Consider the following 18,892-nt stretch of genomic DNA (forward strand, 5'->3'; position numbering starts at 1 on the left):
ATTTAGAGCGCGTGTCAGAGGGCCGGGCGGCCGCGTCACTTTTTTTAGTGCCGAGGAAAGTCCGGGCTCCAATAAAGCAGGATGCCGGATAACGCCCGGCGAGGGTGACCTCAGGGACAGTGCCACAGAGAGAAGACTACCCGGCGCGCCCATTTATGGGTTGTTCGGGAAAAGCTGAAAGGGTGCGGTAAGAGCGCACCGGGCCGCGTGTAAACGGGGCCGTCACGGTAAACCCCATCCGGAGCAAGACCAAATAGGGACGGCGTATATCGGGCTTTGTCGATGTCGTCCGGGTCGGTTGCATGAGGTGTCGCGTAAGCGCCGCCCCAGATGAATGGCCGCCCCTGCGGACCTTAACGGGTGCGTAGGACAAAACCCGGCTTATAGGCCCTCTGACACTTTTACCCCCAATCAGGACGTTGAATCCGTTATAGAACTCAATCTTATCCACAGGACTCACAGACTGTTAAGGGTTTGGAGATTATACCTAACAAAACCTCTATGCGGCATTGATGACCATGATTTCCCACGATATCCCATGGAATGCCACGACTCGCCTCATCCCTGACCGGCGAGTCGTGCGCGGGGTAGTCTCATGTTCCTGTCGACATCGACAAATACGATTGACGCGAAGGGCCGGACATCTGTTCCGTCGGCTTTTCGTGACACGGTCGGGGACGATGCGGCCATCTTCGTTTGGCCCAGTATGCGCGGCGAGTTTCTTGAAGGTGGGGGTAAGGCGTTAATGGAGTCTATTCAGTGCGAAATTTTCGACCGTGTGTCTGATGGCTCGCTCTCCCCTGAACAGGCCGAAGCCCAGCAAGTTATGTTGCTCGGTGAAGCGCGCCGACTTGGTTATGACAAGACGGGACGCTTCGTTTTGCCAGAGGCTTTTCGGGACCATGCCGCTCTGACCGACGCGGCGACCTTCGTGGGACTAGGAAATCGCTTTCAGATTTGGAATCCGGCTGCGCATGAAAATCGCAAAGCGGAAATGCGCGAGCGGGTTAAAAACACCCCTCTCGTTATGGGCATTGTTCGTCCATCATGAGTGATCGCCCCCATATCCCCGTTATGCTGGCGGAAGTGCTGGCCGCAGCAAAGGTCACGGATGGCGACGTGGTTGTCGACGCGACGTTCGGCAATGGCGGCTATAGTGAAGCGTTGCTCAACAGCGCGGATTGTTCCGTGATTGGGCTTGATCGTGATCCCAGCGTGCAGCCCCGTGCGACGCAACTGTCAGACGCGTATCCGGGGCGGTTTCAATTGGTGGAAACACCCTTCTCAGAGATGGATCAACATGGTCTGCCGATGGCAGATGTTGTTGTGTTTGATATTGGCGTGTCATCGATGCAGATTGATCAGGCCGAGCGCGGCTTTTCGTTTCAAAAAGATGGTCCGCTCGACATGCGGATGAGCCGCTCTGGCCCAACGGCGCGCGACGCTGTGATGACGCTGCATGAGGACGAGCTTTCGACATTGTTTAAGTTTTACGGCGAAGAACGCCATTCGCGCCGTGCGGCGCAGCGCATTGTCGAAGCGCGGGGCGAAGACGACATCAATACGACAGGGCAGTTGGCGACCATTATCGAAAACGCCATCGGTCGCAGTGGAAAAATCCACCCGGCAACGCGGATATTTCAAGCGCTTCGCATCTATATCAATGATGAACTCGGCGAGCTCTATCGTGGACTTTGTGCGGCAGAACGGCTCCTAAAACCGGGTGGCCGTCTGGTCGTTGTGACCTTTCATTCGCTCGAAGATCGCATTGCCAAACAATTCCTTCGGGACCGGGCAGGCGAAGTCGAGGGCGGATCACGCTATGCGCCGGCTGTCGTGAAAACCGGACCTGACGCCAGTTTTACTCTGCCGCGGCGATCAGTTGTAAAGCCGACTAAATCAGAAGAATCAGAAAATCCGCGCTCCCGATCAGCGAAATTACGGGTCGCCGTTCGAACGAACGCGGCGGCGCAAGTCCCGGAGCCAACGGCGTGGCACCCGGCCAAGCTCGTATTACCAACGCTGGAGCGTCTCACGTGAGCGGCGCGCCTTATGTCTACACCCCGGTCGAGCGCACGTCGCGCCGCCTCGGTCTGTTTTTATTGATCGTGTTGGGGCTGGGCCTGACCATGATGTTATTCTTCGTGAAAACGCGGGCGCAGGATGCGCGAGATGAAGTCTCGCGTCTCGAAGCGCAGATTGAAGAGCATGAATTAGCGATTTCGGTGCTGTCGGCAGAGGCCGCGGTCTTGTCCAATTCAGAACGTCTGCGTCAACTGTCCCGGGATCGACTTGCGCTTGCGCCTGTCACAACGGACACGACAGCAACACTGACCGAGTTGGAGGAGACGCCATGAGCCTGTCCCCCTTCGCGAAAACGAAATCTGTTGCGCTGGCCGATATTAATCACGCCGCTGTCTCTGAAGGGCGTATTCGCATTCGGATTAGTTTGGTTTTGTTTCTGACGATGATCGCCATTGTTTTGGTGCGTTTGGCGGAAGTGTCCTTGCTATCGCCGGATGGGCATTTGCGTCTTGCCCCCGATGAGGTCATCCAGCATCGCGCCGATATCACCGACCGCAATGGCTTGCTGCTCGCGACCACGCTGTCGAGCTATTCTCTTTATGCTGAGCCGTCGCGGATTTGGAATCCAGATGAGACGGCAGACGCCCTGGTCGCGCTCCGTCCCGGATTGGACGTTGCCGAGGTCGCTGAACAATTGGCCTCGGATCGCGCATTTGTCTGGGTTGATCGCGGGCTGTCCCCGAAAGAACGTCAAGCCGTGTTCGAGTTGGGCCATCCGGGTCTAGGGTTTCGGCGCGAAGCCAAACGCGCCTATCCGAATGCGCCCTTAGGGGCACATTTGATTGGCTGGACCAATATTGATTTGATCGGAGCCGCCGGAGTTGAGCGGTCATTTGACGAGCGTTTGACGGCGGAAAATGCGCCGGAGTTAGCGGTGGCTATGGATGGGCGCGCCCAATTCGCGATTGCCGAAGAACTAAAAGCCAGCGTTGAGCATTTTTCTGCGCTCTCTGCGGCTGCAGTTTTGCTCGACATTCAAAGCGGCGAAATCATTTCCATGGTGTCTGTCCCTGACTTCAATCCCAATAAATATGGCGCAGAATCGCCTGAAAGTCGTAAAAATCATGCCGCAATGTCGACCTATGACTTGGGTTCAGTGTTTAAACCGCTGACGATGGCGATGGCATTGGAGGATGGATTGACGACACGCGATGAAATGTTTGATGTGCACAAACCCTATAAGGTTTTGAACAAATTTATCCGGGATGACCATCCGGCGACGGAGGCGCTGAGCCTCGATTATGTGCTCGCAGAATCGTCTAATCGCGGCACAGCCATGTTGGCGCAGCGGATTGGCAAAGAGCGTCAGCAACATTATTTACGTGAACTCGGTTTGATGGGGCGTGTGCCTTACGAATTATCTGAGAGCGCCTATCCGCAAATTCAGGAATTTTGGGGCGAAATGGCGACTGTGACTGTGTCTTATGGGCATGGGATTTCCGTCACCCCGCTCGCGCTTGCGACGGCGACGGGGGCCTTACTGAATGACGGCGTTTACGTTGTTCCAACCGTCTTGAAGCGCGATGCGACACGCCCCCCCGAGACGCACCGCGTATTCTCGTCGCAGGTCTCCCAAGATTTAGCTGACATGATGCGTCTGACAGTTGTCGAAGGCACTGGTAAAAAAGCTAATATTCCGGGTTTCGGCGTGATGGGCAAAACGGGCACAGCGGAGAAACCCTCCCATGGCGGGTATGACCGGAATCGCCTGGTTTCATCCTTTATCGCCGCGTTTCCACATTCTGCCCCACGTTATGTTTTAATCGTGACTCTCGACGAACCCAAGGGGTTGCCAGAGACCTACAACTACGCGACGGCGGGCTGGAACGCAGCACCGACGGCGGGCGCTATCATCGAACGGATTGGACCTATGCTTCCAGGTGCGCGCGACCTGCCGAAAACGGCCGCAATCCCGAAGGAGGCGCTACGATGATGAGTCTAACCCTCAAAGATTTAGGCCTAAAATCCGACGCTGTCGTGACGGGTCTGTCTTGTGATTCACGGCATGTTGAGCCGGGTCATGTTTTTGCGGCGCTACCGGGCACGGCTTTGGATGGACGGGATTTTATTCCACAGGCCATCAATAATGGCGCAATTGCAATTCTGAGCACACGAGACGCCGATACGCATGGCGTGCCTTTGTTGGCGTCGGATGAACCGCGCTTGGATTATGCGCGCCTCGCCAAACGGCTTTACCCCAATCAACCCGCAACGGTTATCGCGGTGACAGGAACCAACGGCAAAAGCTCGACCGTCGAATTTTTACGTCAAATTTGGCAATCCGCAGGCCACGCAGCGGCGTGTTTTGGTACGTTGGGTGTTCGTAGTCCGAGCGGTCTTCTGTCAATGAGCCATACGACCCCAGACGCGCTCGCCTTGCATAAGACGCTGAACGACCTTCACGCTCAAGGCGTGACTCACGCGGCGATGGAAGCCTCGTCCCATGGACTTGATCAGCGTCGGATGGACGAAGTCGCGCTGAGCGCAGCGGGGTTTACCAATTTGACGCAAGACCATTACGATTATCACGAAACCCCAGAGGCTTATTTCGATGCGAAGGCCCGCTTATTTACGGACCTCCTGCCCGGACGCAGCCCAGTCGTGATCATGGTTGATGATCAAGCCGGACGCGACTTGTTCGCAACCTGTGAAACGGCGGGTTTTTATGGCCGATCTATCGGCTGGGCCGGGCGCGATATTCGCATTGCTGAAATTATGCCCCGCGCCGCATCCCAGACCGTAACACTGGTCATTGATGGCGAACGGGCTGTGGTTGAGCTTCCGTTGGCGGCTGAATTTCAGGCCTTGAACGCGGTCACCGCGCTCGGGCTGGCCCTGAGCACAGGCGTTCCGAAAGATGTTGCGCTCAAGGCGATGGAAAAATTATATGGCGTGGCCGGGCGTTTGGAAATGGCGGGTCGTAAAGCCAATGGGGCGCCAGTCTTTATCGACTTTGCGCATACAGAAGACGGGCTCAGCAAACTGCTTCGATCCGTTCGCCCGCATGTCGAAGGCAAACTTCGCATCGTCTTCGGCTGCGGCGGTGATCGGGACCCGGATAAACGAGCAAAAATGGGGGCCGTTGCGGCACGCCATGCTGACGACGTTATTGTCACAGACGATAATCCGCGCAGCGAAGTCCCGGACATGATCCGGGCCGCGGTGATGCAAGGGTGCCCCGACGCCACTGAAATTGGCGACCGTCGCGCTGCGATTGCCGAAGGCATTGCTCGACTCGACGCAGGTGATTGCCTCGTGGTCGCGGGTAAGGGCCACGAACAAGGACAGATTGTCGGCGACACGGTCATCCCGTTTAATGACGTGACTGTCGTGCAAGAGTTACTCGCATGAGTATTCTTTGGTCATCCAAAGAGATTGCCGTCGCAACGGGCGGAACCGAAACTGCGGCATTCGGTGTCACAGGTTTGTCGATTGATACGCGCACATTGCAAGCGGGCGACTTGTTCGTGCCGTTGATAGATACGCGCGATGGGCATGATTTTATTGATGCGGCAATGACAGCAGGCGCAACGGGGACTTTGACTGAAAAAGACGGGTTTTCAAGGGCCGTGAAAGTCGCTGACACCAAGGTGGCACTCCAAGCCTTAGGACAGGCGGGACGCGACAGAAGTTCAGCCAAGCGCATCGCGGTGACAGGGTCCGTGGGTAAGACCAGCGTCAAGGACGCGCTCGCGGTTATGCTCGCAACATATGGCGCCACCCATAAATCCCAACGCTCATTCAATAACCATCTCGGCGTACCGATCACACTGGCAACGCTGCCGCCAGAAGCCGAGTTTGCGGTTTTTGAAACTGGGATGAACCATACGGGCGAGTTGACCGATCTGTCCAAACAGGTCGCACCGCATATTGCGCTCATCACAACGGTTGCAGGCGCGCATCAGGCAAATTTCGAGAGTCTCGAAGCGATCGCTGACGCAAAGGCTGAAATCCGTCACGGTCTCATGCCTGACGGCGTGCTGATCCTGAATGCGGATAATGATTACACGCCGCGCATACGCGCGCAGGCAGCCGGACTGAACATTCTTACGTTTGGGGTGGCTGAAGGGTCCGACGTCGCGATTGTGGCGTCTAACCATCACGCGCAGGGCGGTAATGTTCGCCTTCGCGTCGAAGGCCAACAAATCGACGTAACGTTGCAAGTGGCGGGACGTCACTGGGACCATAATGCAGCGGCTTGTATCGCCGTCGCCCATGCGCTGGGGCTGGATCTGCGTAAAGCCGCGCGGGCCTTACGCAATGTGACAGCGAGTGACGGTCGCGGAGATGTGACGCAGGTCGAGATTGCGGGTCAATCAGTGACGCTAATCGACGAAAGCTATAACGCCAACCCAACGTCCATGCGCGCTGCGATTTCTGCAGCGTCTTTAGTGGCCGGACGTAAGGTCGCCATTCTGGGCGATATGTATGAACTTGGGCCGGATGAATTGGAACAACATGCCGCGCTCGCAGGTCCATTAGTGGACGCGGGTTTTGCCCGGGTTCTGATGATTGGTGAATGTATGCGAGCGCTGCGTGGGGCGCTGCCACAGGGTTTGCGCGCGATTCAAGCCGATACAATCGATATGATCGACGCGGCTTTAGACGACGAGATTCAGGCAGGCGATGTCCTGCTGATCAAAGGGTCAAATGCGACCGGGCTGGGGCGGCTCGCGAAGCGGCTGAAAGGGGAGGGCTAACATATGCTCTATGAATGGCTCGCGCCGTTGAGCGAAGATTATCAGGTCTTCAACCTATTGAATTACATCACATTTCGTGTTGGCGGGGCGCTGATGACAGCGATGATTGTCGCCTTTATTTTGGGCCCGCGCATGATCGATTGGTTGCGCGCCAAACAAGGTAAGGGCCAACCCATCCGTGAGGACGGCCCGCAAAGCCATATCATCGCCAAGGCTGGAACACCGACCATGGGCGGTCTGATGATCCTACTGCCTGTTGTGATCTCGACCTTGCTCTGGGGCGATCTGAAAAGCCCATTTCTGTGGACCGTGTTTTTCGTCACGGTCAGCTTTGGCGCAATTGGGTTTTACGATGATTTCTTGAAAGTGAGCCGTCAGAGCCACCGCGGTTTCTCAGGTAAAATCCGTCTGGTCTTAGAAGTCGCGATTGCGGCGATTGCTGTCTGGCTATTGTCAGGCGCGATGCCGGCTGAAGGTGGGTTCGACACCGGGTTAGCTATTCCATTTTTCAAAGATTTTTGGATCAATTTGGGCGTCTTTTTCATCCCGTTTGGCTGCCTTGTTATTGTGGGGAGCGCCAATGCCGTCAACCTGACCGACGGGTTGGACGGATTGGCAATCGTGCCAGTCATGATTGCGGCGATGGCCTTGGCTTTCATTGCCTATCTCGTTGGGAACGCTATTTTCTCAAACTATCTCGGCGTTCCAAATGTGCCAGGAAGTGCGGAAATTACGATTTTCTTGGGCGCCATCATCGGCGCGTCACTCGGCTTTCTCTGGTTTAATGCGCCACCGGCCATGATTTTCATGGGCGATACGGGCAGCTTGGCTTTGGGCGGCGCGCTCGGCACGACGGCCGTCGCCATTAAACACGAGGTCGTTCTGGCGATCATTGGCGGTCTGTTTGTGCTCGAAGCCGTCTCAGTGATCGTTCAAGTCGCGTCGTTCAAGCTCACCGGCAAACGCGTGTTCCGTATGGCCCCGATCCATCACCATTTTGAACAAAAGGGATGGGCAGAGCCGACGATTGTCATCCGTTTCTGGATCATTGCGATCATTCTGGCCCTCATCGGTCTATCTACGTTGAAGTTGCGATGATCAAAGCCACCACATTTAAAGGACGGCGTGTTGCCGTATTCGGCCTCGGCCGAACTGGCGTGTCTGCTGCGCTATCGCTGCAAGCGGGCGGGGCTGACGTCTGGGCGTGGGATGACCGCGAGGATGCGCGCAATGACGCGAAGGCGGATGGGGTCTCGATCCACGATCTGACGAATATTGACTGGTCGACAGTGGATGAATTCGTACTCTCGCCGGGTGTGCCGCACTCTCTCCCTAAACCGCATTGGACAGCGCTCGCGGCCATCGCCGCCAGTGTGCCGATCATTTGCGATATAGAAATTATGGCGCGCGAAATTAACGCGCGCCCAGTCGGTGACCGGCCAAAAGTCATTGCCATCACCGGGACGAATGGGAAATCAACAACAACGGCATTGATCGGTCATATTCTTAAAGCCTTGGGTAAAGACGCACAGATTGGTGGCAATATTGGGCGCGGCGTTTTGGATCTCGATCGCATGCATGCCGGAACGCATTATGTGATTGAGCTGTCATCTTACCAACTGGAGCGCACACAAAGTTTGCGTGCCAATGCGGCGGTTTTTCTGAACCTTAGTCCCGACCATCTTGATCGTCACGGCACAATGGAAGCCTACGGTGAAGCCAAGCAGGTTATCTTCAATAACCAAACATCGGATGATACCGTCGTCATTGGTGTGGATGATGCATACGGCAAAGCTCTGACGACGGACTTGAAAGCGCGCAATGGGCGTCGGATTGTCCCGATTTCTGCGCAACGCGCGCTTGGTCATGGCGTCTGCGCTTTGGGTGGACAGCTGGTGGACCGGACGGGCCGGAATGGCCGGGTTGTCTGTGACCTAACACAGGCGAAAGCACTGGAAGGTGCACATAATGCTCAGAATGCCGCCGCCGCCTATTCGGCAGTCTCCAGCCTCGGCATTGAAGCGCGGTTTATCGGTGAAGCTATTCTGAGCTTCCCCGGACTTGCGCACCGGATGGAAACCATCGGGTCTATTGGGCCCGTTCGTTTCGTCAATGATAGCAAAGCCACCAATGCCGAAGCGGTGCGTCAGGCCTTGGGCAGTTATGAAAATATTTTCTGGATCGCGGGTGGCGTGGCCAAAGACGGTGGGATCGAGCCGTTGATGGATTTAAAAGATCGTATTCGCAAAGCTTACTTAATCGGTGAAGCCGCCCATGATTTTGCGGCAACGCTGGATATTGTCTCGGTTGAAAACAAGGTTTCGGGCGCGCTTAAGATGGCGCTGCTTTGCGCGACTCATGATGCGTTGGCATCGGGCATTAAAAATCCCATTGTGCTGCTCTCACCTGCCTGCGCCAGTTTTGACCAGTTCAAGAATTTCGAGGTTCGCGGAGATGTCTTCCGGGATGAAGTCAATCAGCTCATTGATATGTTCGCCTCCGCGGCCGCTAAGAATAACGCCCCTCGACACACAGGGTCGGTCGCATGAAGTTGGCCATCATGCCGACAACGCTGACCTCCCGGTCGCGGCGCTTTCTTCTGACGGAATGGTGGCGGTCGATTGACCAACTCACCTTGATGTTGCTTCTGTGTTTACTTTGTGCGGGATTAGTTTTGTCCATGGCCGCGTCCCCCGCAGCGTCGCATCGCTTGGGTATTCAATCGCCATTTTTCTTCCTGTTTCGCCACGCCGTCTTTGCGATCGTGGGATTTTCAGGCGCGGTGGCCGTGTCGCTGTTCAACCCCACGGGCGCGCGGCGTATTGGCGTTTTGGCATTGATTGGTGCCATTGTCGTCATGATGGCGCTACCAACGATTGGGTATGAAGTGAAAGGGGCCGTGCGGTGGGTCAAGCTTGGCCCATTCTCCTTGCAACCCTCGGAATTCGCCAAACCCGCCTTCATTGTCTTTGCCGCTTGGATGTTTTCTGCGGCAAAACGGGACCCAAATGTTCCCGCTGTTTTGATTGTTCTGGGTGTCTATGCCGCTTTAATTTTACTGCTCATCACGCAACCGGATTTTGGCCAATCGTTCTTGCTGACTCTATGTTTTGCTGCGGTCTTTTTCTTTGCTGGCATGTCGCTAGGCTGGCTGATTGTCATGTTGGGCGTGACGATGCTGGGGGCGTTTGGGGCCTATTTAGCCCTGCCGCATGTGCGGGCGCGGGTCTCGACATTCTTGTCGCCAGATCGATCCGATTCCTATCAGACGGACCGGGCCTTAGAGGCCATCGCGGGTGGGGGGTTCTTTGGTCGCGGACCGGGTGAGGGCGCCGTGAAATATTCGCTACCGGACGGGCATACAGATTTTATCTTTGCCGTCTCCGTCGAGGAATTCGGGTTTTTGATTAGTGCTCTGCTGATTGTACTGATTGCGGCTTTTGTCGTGCGCGCTTTTTCCAATGCGCTGCGACTCAATGATCAATTCTGCCAACTGGCAACAGCGGGCCTCGCCACATTAATCGGTATGCAGGCGATCATCAATTTGTTCGTCAATCTGAACATGGCCCCAAGCAAAGGCATGACCCTGCCGTTCATCTCTTACGGCGGGTCATCGATGTTATCGCTCTGCTTTACGGCGGGGCTGATCCTCGCATTCACGCGCCGCCGCCCCGGCGCTTATCGGACGAACTGATTATGCGTGCCTTGCTCGCAGCCGGCGGGACCGGCGGCCATATGTTTCCTGCTCAGTCACTGTCAGAGGAACTGACGCGCCTCGGCTGGGAGTGCGCGATGATTACCGATGCGCGCGGGCGCAAACATGCCGGACGGATCAAAGCAGACCCGATTATTGAGGTCAAAGCCGCCTCTATATCCCCACGCCATCCAATCAAAGCCGTCCGCGGGACCTGGCAATTGGCTCAAGGTGTGCGGCAATCCAAAGCCTTTATGCGGGCGTGGAAACCGGATGTAGTCATCGGTTTCGGTGGCTATCCAAGTTTCCCGGCCCTGCGCGCCGCAGAGAGACTCGGCATTGCGCGCGTAATCCATGAGCAGAACGCCGTGCTGGGTCGGGTGAACCGCGTGTTTGCGAAGAAGGCGACTGTGGTCGCGAGTGGGTTTGCGGATTTAGCGAAACTCCCAGACGGCTCAAATCACCAGTTTATTGGTAATCCAATGCGGGACGCAATTTTAAAGGCGTCAAATAAGAGCGTCTCAGGCCCAGGAATAAATCTCGTCATTGTTGGCGGATCGCTTGGGGCGAACATCATTTCCGACGTCGTGCCTCAAGCTGTGGCGGCGCTCCCGGCCGAAATTCGAAAAATGATGACTGTGACGCAACAGACAACGAAAACCCATCTCGACGCAGCGCAAAAACAATATGCTGACGCGGGCGTTGCGGCAACTTTGGACACGTTTTTCTCGGATATCGAAGTTCACCTCGCCAAAGCCGACCTCATTATTGCGCGCGCGGGCGCGTCATCTGTCTCTGAAATCGCACTGATGGGAAAGCCCTCGATCCTTGTCCCGCTCGGCATTGCGATGGATGATCATCAAACCGCCAACGCAAAGGCGCTGGAACGCCTCGATGCCGCCAAAATTGTGCCTGAATCTGACTTCACCGTGGACCGACTGACACAGGTGTTGACGGAGATATTGAATGACACAGACTGGCTTGACCGCGCGGGTCGAAATGCGTCTAAGCTTGCCCGTCCAGACGCGTCGCGCGACTTGGCCGCGCTCGTCGTCTCAGCAGCTGGAAAATAATGTGACAGATATGTCTCCTAAGAACCTTGCGACCAAAGTCCCCTTCGATATGGGACCGATCCATTTTGTCGGAATCGGCGGGATCGGCATGAGCGGGATTGCCGAAGTCATGCTTAACCTTGGCTATGCCGTGCAAGGGTCCGATATGCGCGAGAGCGCGATTACAGAGCGGCTTAAAGCCCTCGGCGCAACAATTTTTGTGGGTCAAAAAGCCGAACAAGTCGTTGGCGCAGGCGCCATCGTCATGAGCAGCGCCATTAAACAGGACAATCCCGAATTAGTCGAAGCCCGCGCCCGTGCCATTCCAGTTGTGCGCCGCGCCGAAATGCTGGCGGAATTGATGCGCCTGAAATGGACCGTCGCTGTCGGCGGGACGCACGGTAAGACGACAACGACAACGATGATTGCGGCCCTGCTCGAAGGTGGTGGACTTGATCCGACAGTCATCAACGGCGGCATCATCAACGCTTATGGTTCCAACGCCAAATTGGGCTTGGGGAAATGGATGGTGGTGGAAGCGGACGAGAGCGATGGCTCTTTCCTCAAGCTGCTGCCGACAGTCGCTGTGGTCACCAATATCGATCCTGAACATATGGAACATTACGGTGAATTCGACACGCTTCGCGCCGCCTTTGACACATTTGTCGAAAACCTGCCGTTCTATGGCTTTGCGGTTCTGTGTACGGATCACCCTGAAGTGCAATCGCTCGTTGCCCGTGTCTCGGACCGCCGGATCATTACCTACGGTTTTAACCCGCAGGCCGACGTGCGCGCGGTTGATCTGAAACTGGAATCAACGGGAACGCGCTTTGATGTAGTATTTAGAGGTGAGGGCGGCGAAACACGGTGGCGTGATTTATTCCTGCCGATGGCCGGAAAGCACAATACGCAAAATGTCCTGTCCGCGATTGCTGTGGCCCGAGAATTAGGCATGGATGAAGACGCGGTTCGCAAAGCGCTGACTGAATTTGGGGGCGTCAAACGTCGCTTTACGCCTGTCGGCAATTGGAATGGCGTCACGGTTATTGATGATTATGGCCATCACCCGGTCGAGATATCCGCTGTTCTCCAAGCCGCGCGGCAAGTCTGTGATGGGCGCGTCCATGCGGTGATGCAGCCGCACCGCTATTCACGACTGCGCGATCTTTTCGAAGACTTCTCAACCTGTTTCAACGATGCCGACACCGTTCGGATCGCCGATGTTTTCGCCGCCGGAGAAGCCCCTATTGACGGGGTTTCCGCGCCTGCATTGGTCGAAAGCCTTCGCAGCCACGGGCACCGCGAAGTGTCCCTGACAACCAAAGCCTCGCTGGCGGCGGATTTGAAAGACGATCTTGCTCCGGGCGATTTAATCGTTTGTCTCGGCGCCGGTGACATTACCTATTGGGCCGCGGGTCTGGCTGCGGCGCTCGACACGGTATGAGCCTGATTGATCAGATGCCGCGTGTGCGGGGCTCTTTGAAAGCCAACGTCCCGCTTGCGCCCTATAGCTGGTTACGGGTGGGCGGTCCGGCGGATGTGTTTTTCATGCCGAAGGACGAAGCAGATTTGGCGCTGTTTTTATCGTCCATCGATCCCGCAATCCCTGTCACAGTTTTAGGGGTCGCATCGAATACGCTAGTTAGAGATGGCGGGATCGATGGCATTGTTATTCGATTGGGGCCCGCTTTTGGAACAGTAGAAACAGAGGGACTTCGCCTCACGGCCGGGGCAGCCGCTTTAGACGCGCGGGTCGCGAAGACCGCCGCCGCCGCTGGCATCGCTGGGCTTGAATTTTACGCTGGCGTTCCCGGCACGATTGGCGGTGCACTGCGGATGAACGCGGGCTGTTACGGGACAGAGACGAGAGATGTTTTGGTCGATGTCGTGGCCATTGACCGGCGGGGCCGGCGGGTCGTTTTGTCTAATAAGGATATGCACTATACTTATCGCAAAAGCGGGGCGTCGCCCGACCTGATTTTCACATCGGCGACATTCGAAGGCACGGCTGATAAGCCTGCGGCCATCAAAGCTCGGATGGACGACATCACGAGTAAACGCGAAGGTTCGCAACCTATTCGGTCCAAAACGGGCGGGTCTACTTTTAAAAACCCAGACGGTCACTCGGCGTGGAAAGTCATTGATGCTGCCGGGATGCGCGGCTTTCGCGTCGGTGGCGCGCAAATGAGCGAACAACATTGTAATTTTATGATCAATGCAGACAATGCAACGGCGGCGGACCTCGAAACACTGGGCGAAACTGTGCGGGCGAAGGTCTTTGAGACACAGGGCATTTCCCTTGATTGGGAAGTGCGCCGGATTGGACGGTCCCGATGAAAGTCGCAGTTCTAAAAGGTGGGATTTCTGCAGAGCGCGAGGTCAGCCTTGTGAGTGGTGCGGCCTGTGCCGCGGCTTTACGCGGGGAAGGTTATACGGTCGTTGAAATCGACGCGCATCCCGACACGATTGTGGCAGATTTAAAGCGCGTTGCGCCGGATGTTGTGTTCAATGGTCTGCACGGCGACTGGGGCGAAGACGGTGAAGTCCAAGGCATCTTAGAGCAGTTACAGCTGCCCTATACGCATTCGGGCGTTGCGGCCTCAAAGCTGGCGATGAACAAGGCTTGGGCTAAGGACATCTTTGCTTTGCATGGAGTGACAGTGCCACAGGGCCGGGTGGAGACACGCGCCAGAATTGGGGCCGGAGGCATCCTGCCAACGCCGTATGTGGTCAAACCAAATGGATCAGGCAGTTCAGCTTCTGTCTATATTGTGACTGAAGAAACACCGGCGCTGCTTGCGACAATGCGAGATGATGAAGGTTTGGGCGATGCGCCCGTGATCGAGCCCTTCATACCAGGCCGCGAACTGACCGTGTCCGTGATCGGTGGTAAGGCCTTGTGCGTGACTGAAATCGTGCCGCAAGGAGAATGGTATGATTATGAGGCGAAATATGTCGCCGGTGGCTCGCGCCATATCGTCAATGTGCCTTTGCCAGAGGGTGTGACGGAACTCGCTTTACGCAATGCAGAAATCGCGCACCGCGCGCTGGGATGTAGCGGTGTTACCCGGGCTGACTTCCGTCTGAATGATACGAACTGGTCAAATAGCGCAGATAAAAACCAATCAGAAATGGATGTGGTAAATGGATTGGTAATGCTTGAGGTCAATACTCAGCCGGGAATGACTCCGACGTCGTTGGTGCCCGAACAATGTCAAAGCCACGGAATGAGCTTTGGGGCACTCTGTCGGTGGATGGTTGAGGATGCAACATGGCCAAGAACGCCAAAAAACCAACAAAAGTTAGACGCGTTAGCCCCTTAAAGCCGGGCTTGAGCGGCGCTTCACGCTTGGTCCAATCTCGCGTACACGCCGGCATGCGTGCGGCCACACTGTCGCGCTCATCCATGCTGCGCTTTAGTGCTTCTGTTCTGTTCGTATTTTTCGCCTTGGCTTTCGTCGCGCTATGGCTTGGCGGTCATCTGTCTGTCGTGCGTGACAATGTCGACGCTTTTAAACGCAACCAATTGATGGCCATGGGATTCACGGTCGAACGGATTGATGTGACGGGCGAGGGACGGTTGAACGAAGCGGATGTGCGCGCGGCCGTCGGGATTTATGAAGGGGATTACTTCTTTGGCGCAGATTTACGCCGCGCTCAGAGCAATACAGAGAGCTTGCCGTGGGTTGACCGGGCCGTCGTTCGACGCCTTTGGCCCAACCGCATTGTTGTGCAGCTGGTCGAAACGGCGCCTTACGCGCTCTATCAAAAAGATGGCCAGCTCCACCTAACAGCCTATGACGGTGAAATCATCGCCCCCTACGATCCTGAAGCCGGTGACCTTCCGTCGGATTTACGCCTCTTTATCGGCGACGATGCGGCGCAGCATGCGCAATCGATCAGCGAGACCTTGCAACATCACCCGGCCGTCTGGGCGGATACGGATGTTCTGACGCGTTATCCATCGGGACGATGGGATGTGACGTTCCGGGATGGCCGTGTCTTACGTCTGCCTCTGACGGACTTGGACGCGGCATTGCGCCGTTTTGTAGCCCTCAAGACTCACACAACCACGCGTTATGCGATCGTCGATTTGCGTCTGGCGGATCGAATGACGCTCACCCCTGCATATCCGATTGACGCGTGAACGCGCGTAGCTCCGACACGGTTTGCGTTATCGACATCGGGTCGAGCAAAGTCGTCTGCCTGATTGGTCGGCGTGACCCTGCGTTGGGCGTCCGTTTACTCGGGAGCGGGACCGCCGTGAGCCGGGGCGTCAAAGGGGGCGCTGTTGTTGATCTTGATGCGGCCGAACAAGGTATTCGCCAAGCCGTCGAAAAAGCTGAGCGTGCGGCAGGCGTGTCGGTTCACGGTGTTATCGTGAATGTCGGCCTCCGATCTTTATCTTCGCGGCATTTGCGCGTTCAAACTGAATTTGCCTCCGGGGCCATTGCAGACCGGGATTTAAAACGTGTCATTGGCTCGTCCTTGTCAGAACTTTCTGAGCCTGATTATGCGATCCTGCACGCGATTCCGCGTGATTGGGAAGTGGACGGCGAAACGGGTATTCGCGATCCGCGCGGTATGTTCGGACAGCGCCTTGGTGTGGACATGCATTTCGTGACCGCTGGGATCGGCCCTTTGCGAAATCTCGCCCATTGTATCGAGCGCTGCCATCTCAGCCTGCGTAGTGTTGCGGTGAGTCCCTATGCGGCGGCGCAGTCCGTTCTCACAGAAGATGAGCGGGATTTGGGTGTGACGCTGATTGATTTGGGCGCAGGCCTGACAACGGTGGCTGTCTTTCGCGATAATACGCTCATCCATGTCGATGCGCTGGGTGTCGGTGGCCGCAACGTTACGGCAGACATTGCGCACGGGTTGAACACACCGTTGGAAGCGGCGGAACGGATCAAACTCTTTTATGGATCTGCGCTCCACGGCGCGCGCGATGAGTTTGAACAAATTCCTTGCCCGCCTGTTGGCGCGATGGATGAGCTGCAACATGCACCGCGATCACGCCTCACATCAATCATTCGCGCACGAACCGAAGAGACAATGAAACTCGTCCAAAATCGGCTCATTGATGCGGGTCTTGATATTTACTCGGGTCGTCAGATCGTTCTGACGGGCGGTGCCGCGCAACTTTCGGGTCTGCGGGAACTGACGGAACTGGTGTTTAATAAAAGTGTACGGATCGGCTCACCCCACGGTGTCTTTGGCTTGTCAGACGCACAAGACGGACCGGATTTCGCCGTGGCCGCAGGATTGCTCCGGCACGCGTTTGAACAGACGGGAGAGGCGGTTTCCGGCCCCCCTGACTTGTCTGGCCGTCGCTACCAAAACTCCCGATACACCGGGAACGCCTTGATGCGATCAGTGCAATGGTTGCGGGAAAATTTCTAATCTGACTCAACCAAACGACACAGAGCTGCCGTTGATCCTTTGGCTGCAGGACAAACGAGACGACTGGCGACACCGCTTTGTGCGGGGGCCTTATACGCGGGCATTCTTTGAATTTGTTAGTTTCGGCGTCAAACAGGCCTGGGCCTGCCTCTTTGGCGGGTTGATGCTGGGCTTACTGCTTGGAACGTATCTGTTCTATCCTGAGACCGCCGCCCTTGCGCGCTATGACTTCATCACGATTGTTGCGGTTTTAATCCAATTAGGGATGCTTCTGTTCCGGTTGGAAACTTGGGACGAAGCCAAAGTTATATTTATTTTCCATGCGGTAGGGACGGTTATGGAACTGTTTAAGACGCAGGTGGGAAGTTGGACCTATCCAGAACCCGCGATGTTGCGGATTATGGAGGTCCCTCTGTTTACGGGCTTTATGTATGCCTGCGTCGGGAGTTATATTGCCCGGGTCTGGCGGTTGTTCGATTTCCAATTCATCCGATTTCCACCGCTGTGGGCGCAGGCATGGTTGGCCGTCGCGATTTACGTAAATTTTTTCACGCACCATTATTTTATGGATGTCCGCATTCTGCTCTTCGGGATTGCGGCTCTCCTTTATGGACCATCAATCATCCGGTTTCGTCCGGATTTTACGTATCGATGGATGCCGCTACTGCTGGGATTGTTGCTGGTTGCGCTGTTCATCTGGTTTGCTGAAAACATCGCGACATTTGCCCGCGCTTGGACGTGCCCAAGCCAAGAAACAGGCTGGCATCTTGTCAGCTTTGAAAAGTTTGGATCATGGTTCTTGCTGATGATTATCAGCTTCGTTCTAGTTGCGGCTGTTCAGTTTCGGTCAAAGCCCGAATGAACGTGAAATCCCGAGCAACATAAAGACGTCTGATGTCGTCCCGTCGGGCGCTTGTAAGATCGGGCTCTCGCGATAATCACCAATATATTCGCGGTAAGACACGATGCCGTTGAGCTGCCAGCGGTCGTCCAATTCATACCAGCCGAGCAAGCTCACCGATGCGCGGTGAAAACCATTGCCAAGGTCATATTGCGGTAGACCAGAGGCGGCGGCTTGCTGCGCTGTGACGCCGTAGATTGTCTGCGTGTAGCGTTCATCTGCCCAGCTTAAGGTGAGGGCCGGTTGAATGGCGAGTTTGTCGACGAGGAGGCCTGCGGGAATGTAAGTGCCGAGAGAAATGTCCGCATTAAACCCGTCGTGGCCATCAATGACGTCCTGCCCGGCATCAATACGAAGGCCAAGGACGCCGTAGGTCGCGCGTAAAAAGCCTCCCGCCAGCAAACTCGCGCTAATGTCCTCAAACCCTGTTAGGGTTGGACTATCCGCACTGTCGCGTCCGAAATCAAAGGCGGCTCGCGGACCGGCTTTGAGTGACCAGTTGCCCGGTCCTTGGCCTGTACCAATGTCGATGACAGGATAGGCCAGCGACAGACCGGATAATTCGAACCCGGCAATATCGTCAAAGCTAATCAGGGGGAGGACGCGAAGATCATAATCAGCAGAACCTGCATATTCAGGCGTATACAGCAGCGTTCCGCCGATCCGGATGTTGCGGTCGTCGCTTGCGAAGGCGGCGCTTGGAAATGCCACTGCAGTTAAGAATAGGGCTGTGATAAAGCGCATTGAGGGTCCAACCATAAGTCAGCGCGAGGGCTGTTTCGTCTATATTACGATTTAGACGCGCTAATGGGTTTCACCTTCACAACAAAAGACATGACTTTTTCGTCAGACATCTCGCAGGGTTTTAGCTGCGCGCCAGATTTCAAGCGGTAGAGATTGCCGCTGATCCGATCCGTGCCGCCAAGCGCTTCTGCCCAGAGCCAAGCTTGACGTCCGTCAGCGCGTTCTGTGCGGGTGACACCGTAGCGCTGCCCTTCATAGACGCCGTCAAAGTTACCGAGGGGAAGGGCGTCCCACGCGGACAAAACGCGTCCAC

General features: G+C 55.9%; 18 protein-coding genes and 1 other RNA gene. 17 read left to right on the forward strand and 2 right to left on the reverse strand.

What is annotated here, in order from left to right; all coding sequences use genetic code 11:
* Positions 1–14 precede the first annotated feature (14 nt).
* The 17 genes from rnpB to IE105_RS12600 all read left to right on the forward strand — a co-directional run bounded on the left by rnpB (position 15) and on the right by IE105_RS12600 (position 17,796).
* Positions 15–400, forward strand: an RNA gene (gene rnpB, locus IE105_RS12520) — RNase P RNA component class A.
* A 195-nt stretch (positions 401–595) separates the two neighbouring features.
* Complete coding sequence (locus tag IE105_RS12525; RefSeq protein ID WP_189499002.1) at positions 596–1,051, forward strand: division/cell wall cluster transcriptional repressor MraZ; 456 nt, start codon at positions 596–598, stop codon at positions 1,049–1,051.
* Positions 1,048–2,040: a 16S rRNA (cytosine(1402)-N(4))-methyltransferase RsmH gene (gene rsmH, locus IE105_RS12530; protein WP_189499004.1), complete on the forward strand. Its 993-nt coding sequence runs from the start codon at positions 1,048–1,050 to the stop codon at positions 2,038–2,040. Before IE105_RS12525 ends, rsmH begins: the two co-directional genes overlap by 4 nt.
* On the forward strand, positions 2,037–2,357 hold the full coding sequence (gene ftsL / locus IE105_RS12535) for a cell division protein FtsL (RefSeq protein WP_189499006.1): 321 nt from the start codon (positions 2,037–2,039) through the stop codon (positions 2,355–2,357). Before rsmH ends, ftsL begins: the two co-directional genes overlap by 4 nt.
* A complete protein-coding gene (locus IE105_RS12540) occupies positions 2,354–4,018 on the forward strand; it encodes a peptidoglycan D,D-transpeptidase FtsI family protein (RefSeq protein ID WP_189499008.1) in 1,665 nt (554 codons plus the stop codon). The genes ftsL and IE105_RS12540 overlap by 4 nt, the downstream gene beginning before the upstream one ends.
* The gene (locus tag IE105_RS12545; protein WP_189499010.1) at positions 4,015–5,436 is read left to right on the forward strand and encodes a UDP-N-acetylmuramoyl-L-alanyl-D-glutamate--2,6-diaminopimelate ligase; all 1,422 of its coding nucleotides are present in this window, start codon (positions 4,015–4,017) and stop codon (positions 5,434–5,436) included. The genes IE105_RS12540 and IE105_RS12545 overlap by 4 nt, the downstream gene beginning before the upstream one ends.
* Complete coding sequence (locus IE105_RS12550) at positions 5,433–6,785, forward strand: UDP-N-acetylmuramoyl-tripeptide--D-alanyl-D-alanine ligase (RefSeq protein WP_189499012.1); 1,353 nt, start codon at positions 5,433–5,435, stop codon at positions 6,783–6,785. Before IE105_RS12545 ends, IE105_RS12550 begins: the two co-directional genes overlap by 4 nt.
* Before the next feature lie 3 nt (positions 6,786–6,788).
* The gene (gene mraY / locus IE105_RS12555) at positions 6,789–7,883 is read left to right on the forward strand and encodes a phospho-N-acetylmuramoyl-pentapeptide-transferase (RefSeq protein ID WP_189499014.1); all 1,095 of its coding nucleotides are present in this window, start codon (positions 6,789–6,791) and stop codon (positions 7,881–7,883) included.
* Complete coding sequence (gene murD, locus IE105_RS12560; RefSeq protein ID WP_189499015.1) at positions 7,880–9,334, forward strand: UDP-N-acetylmuramoyl-L-alanine--D-glutamate ligase; 1,455 nt, start codon at positions 7,880–7,882, stop codon at positions 9,332–9,334. The genes mraY and murD overlap by 4 nt, the downstream gene beginning before the upstream one ends.
* Complete coding sequence (locus tag IE105_RS12565) at positions 9,331–10,479, forward strand: FtsW/RodA/SpoVE family cell cycle protein (RefSeq protein ID WP_233354142.1); 1,149 nt, start codon at positions 9,331–9,333, stop codon at positions 10,477–10,479. The genes murD and IE105_RS12565 overlap by 4 nt, the downstream gene beginning before the upstream one ends.
* Before the next feature lie 2 nt (positions 10,480–10,481).
* Positions 10,482–11,552 (forward strand): undecaprenyldiphospho-muramoylpentapeptide beta-N-acetylglucosaminyltransferase, encoded by a 1,071-nt coding sequence (gene murG / locus IE105_RS12570; protein WP_189499017.1) that lies wholly within the window; start codon positions 10,482–10,484, stop codon positions 11,550–11,552.
* A gap of 10 nt (positions 11,553–11,562) precedes the next feature.
* Positions 11,563–12,975, forward strand: a complete 1,413-nt coding sequence (murC, locus tag IE105_RS12575; RefSeq protein WP_189499086.1) for a UDP-N-acetylmuramate--L-alanine ligase — start codon at positions 11,563–11,565, stop codon at positions 12,973–12,975.
* Positions 12,972–13,868 (forward strand): UDP-N-acetylmuramate dehydrogenase, encoded by an 897-nt coding sequence (gene murB / locus IE105_RS12580; protein ID WP_189499019.1) that lies wholly within the window; start codon positions 12,972–12,974, stop codon positions 13,866–13,868. Before murC ends, murB begins: the two co-directional genes overlap by 4 nt.
* A complete protein-coding gene (locus tag IE105_RS12585) occupies positions 13,865–14,854 on the forward strand; it encodes a D-alanine--D-alanine ligase (protein WP_189499021.1) in 990 nt (329 codons plus the stop codon). The genes murB and IE105_RS12585 overlap by 4 nt, the downstream gene beginning before the upstream one ends.
* Positions 14,855–14,907: 53 nt before the next feature.
* Positions 14,908–15,678: a cell division protein FtsQ/DivIB gene (locus IE105_RS12590; protein ID WP_189499023.1), complete on the forward strand. Its 771-nt coding sequence runs from the start codon at positions 14,908–14,910 to the stop codon at positions 15,676–15,678.
* Positions 15,675–16,934, forward strand: a complete 1,260-nt coding sequence (ftsA, locus tag IE105_RS12595) for a cell division protein FtsA (protein ID WP_189499025.1) — start codon at positions 15,675–15,677, stop codon at positions 16,932–16,934. The genes IE105_RS12590 and ftsA overlap by 4 nt, the downstream gene beginning before the upstream one ends.
* Positions 16,935–16,965: 31 nt before the next feature.
* A complete protein-coding gene (locus IE105_RS12600) occupies positions 16,966–17,796 on the forward strand; it encodes a DUF817 domain-containing protein (RefSeq protein WP_233354143.1) in 831 nt (276 codons plus the stop codon).
* Here the strand turns inward: IE105_RS12600 and IE105_RS12605 are convergent.
* Together IE105_RS12605 and IE105_RS12610 are read right to left on the reverse strand one after the other, a co-directional pair.
* Positions 17,782–18,579 carry a MipA/OmpV family protein gene (locus tag IE105_RS12605; protein ID WP_189499028.1) on the reverse strand — a complete coding sequence of 266 codons (798 nt, stop codon included), beginning with the start codon at positions 18,577–18,579 and terminating at the stop codon, positions 17,782–17,784. The genes IE105_RS12600 and IE105_RS12605 overlap by 15 nt on opposite strands.
* Before the next feature lie 44 nt (positions 18,580–18,623).
* Positions 18,624–18,881, reverse strand: coding sequence for a hypothetical protein (locus tag IE105_RS12610; RefSeq protein WP_233354144.1), 258 nt, complete (start codon positions 18,879–18,881; stop codon positions 18,624–18,626).
* Positions 18,882–18,892: the final 11 nt, after the last annotated feature.

Origin of the sequence: Algimonas arctica (genome assembly GCF_014652695.1) — a bacterium.
In the GTDB taxonomy this organism is placed as follows: domain Bacteria; phylum Pseudomonadota; class Alphaproteobacteria; order Caulobacterales; family Maricaulaceae; genus Litorimonas; species Litorimonas arctica.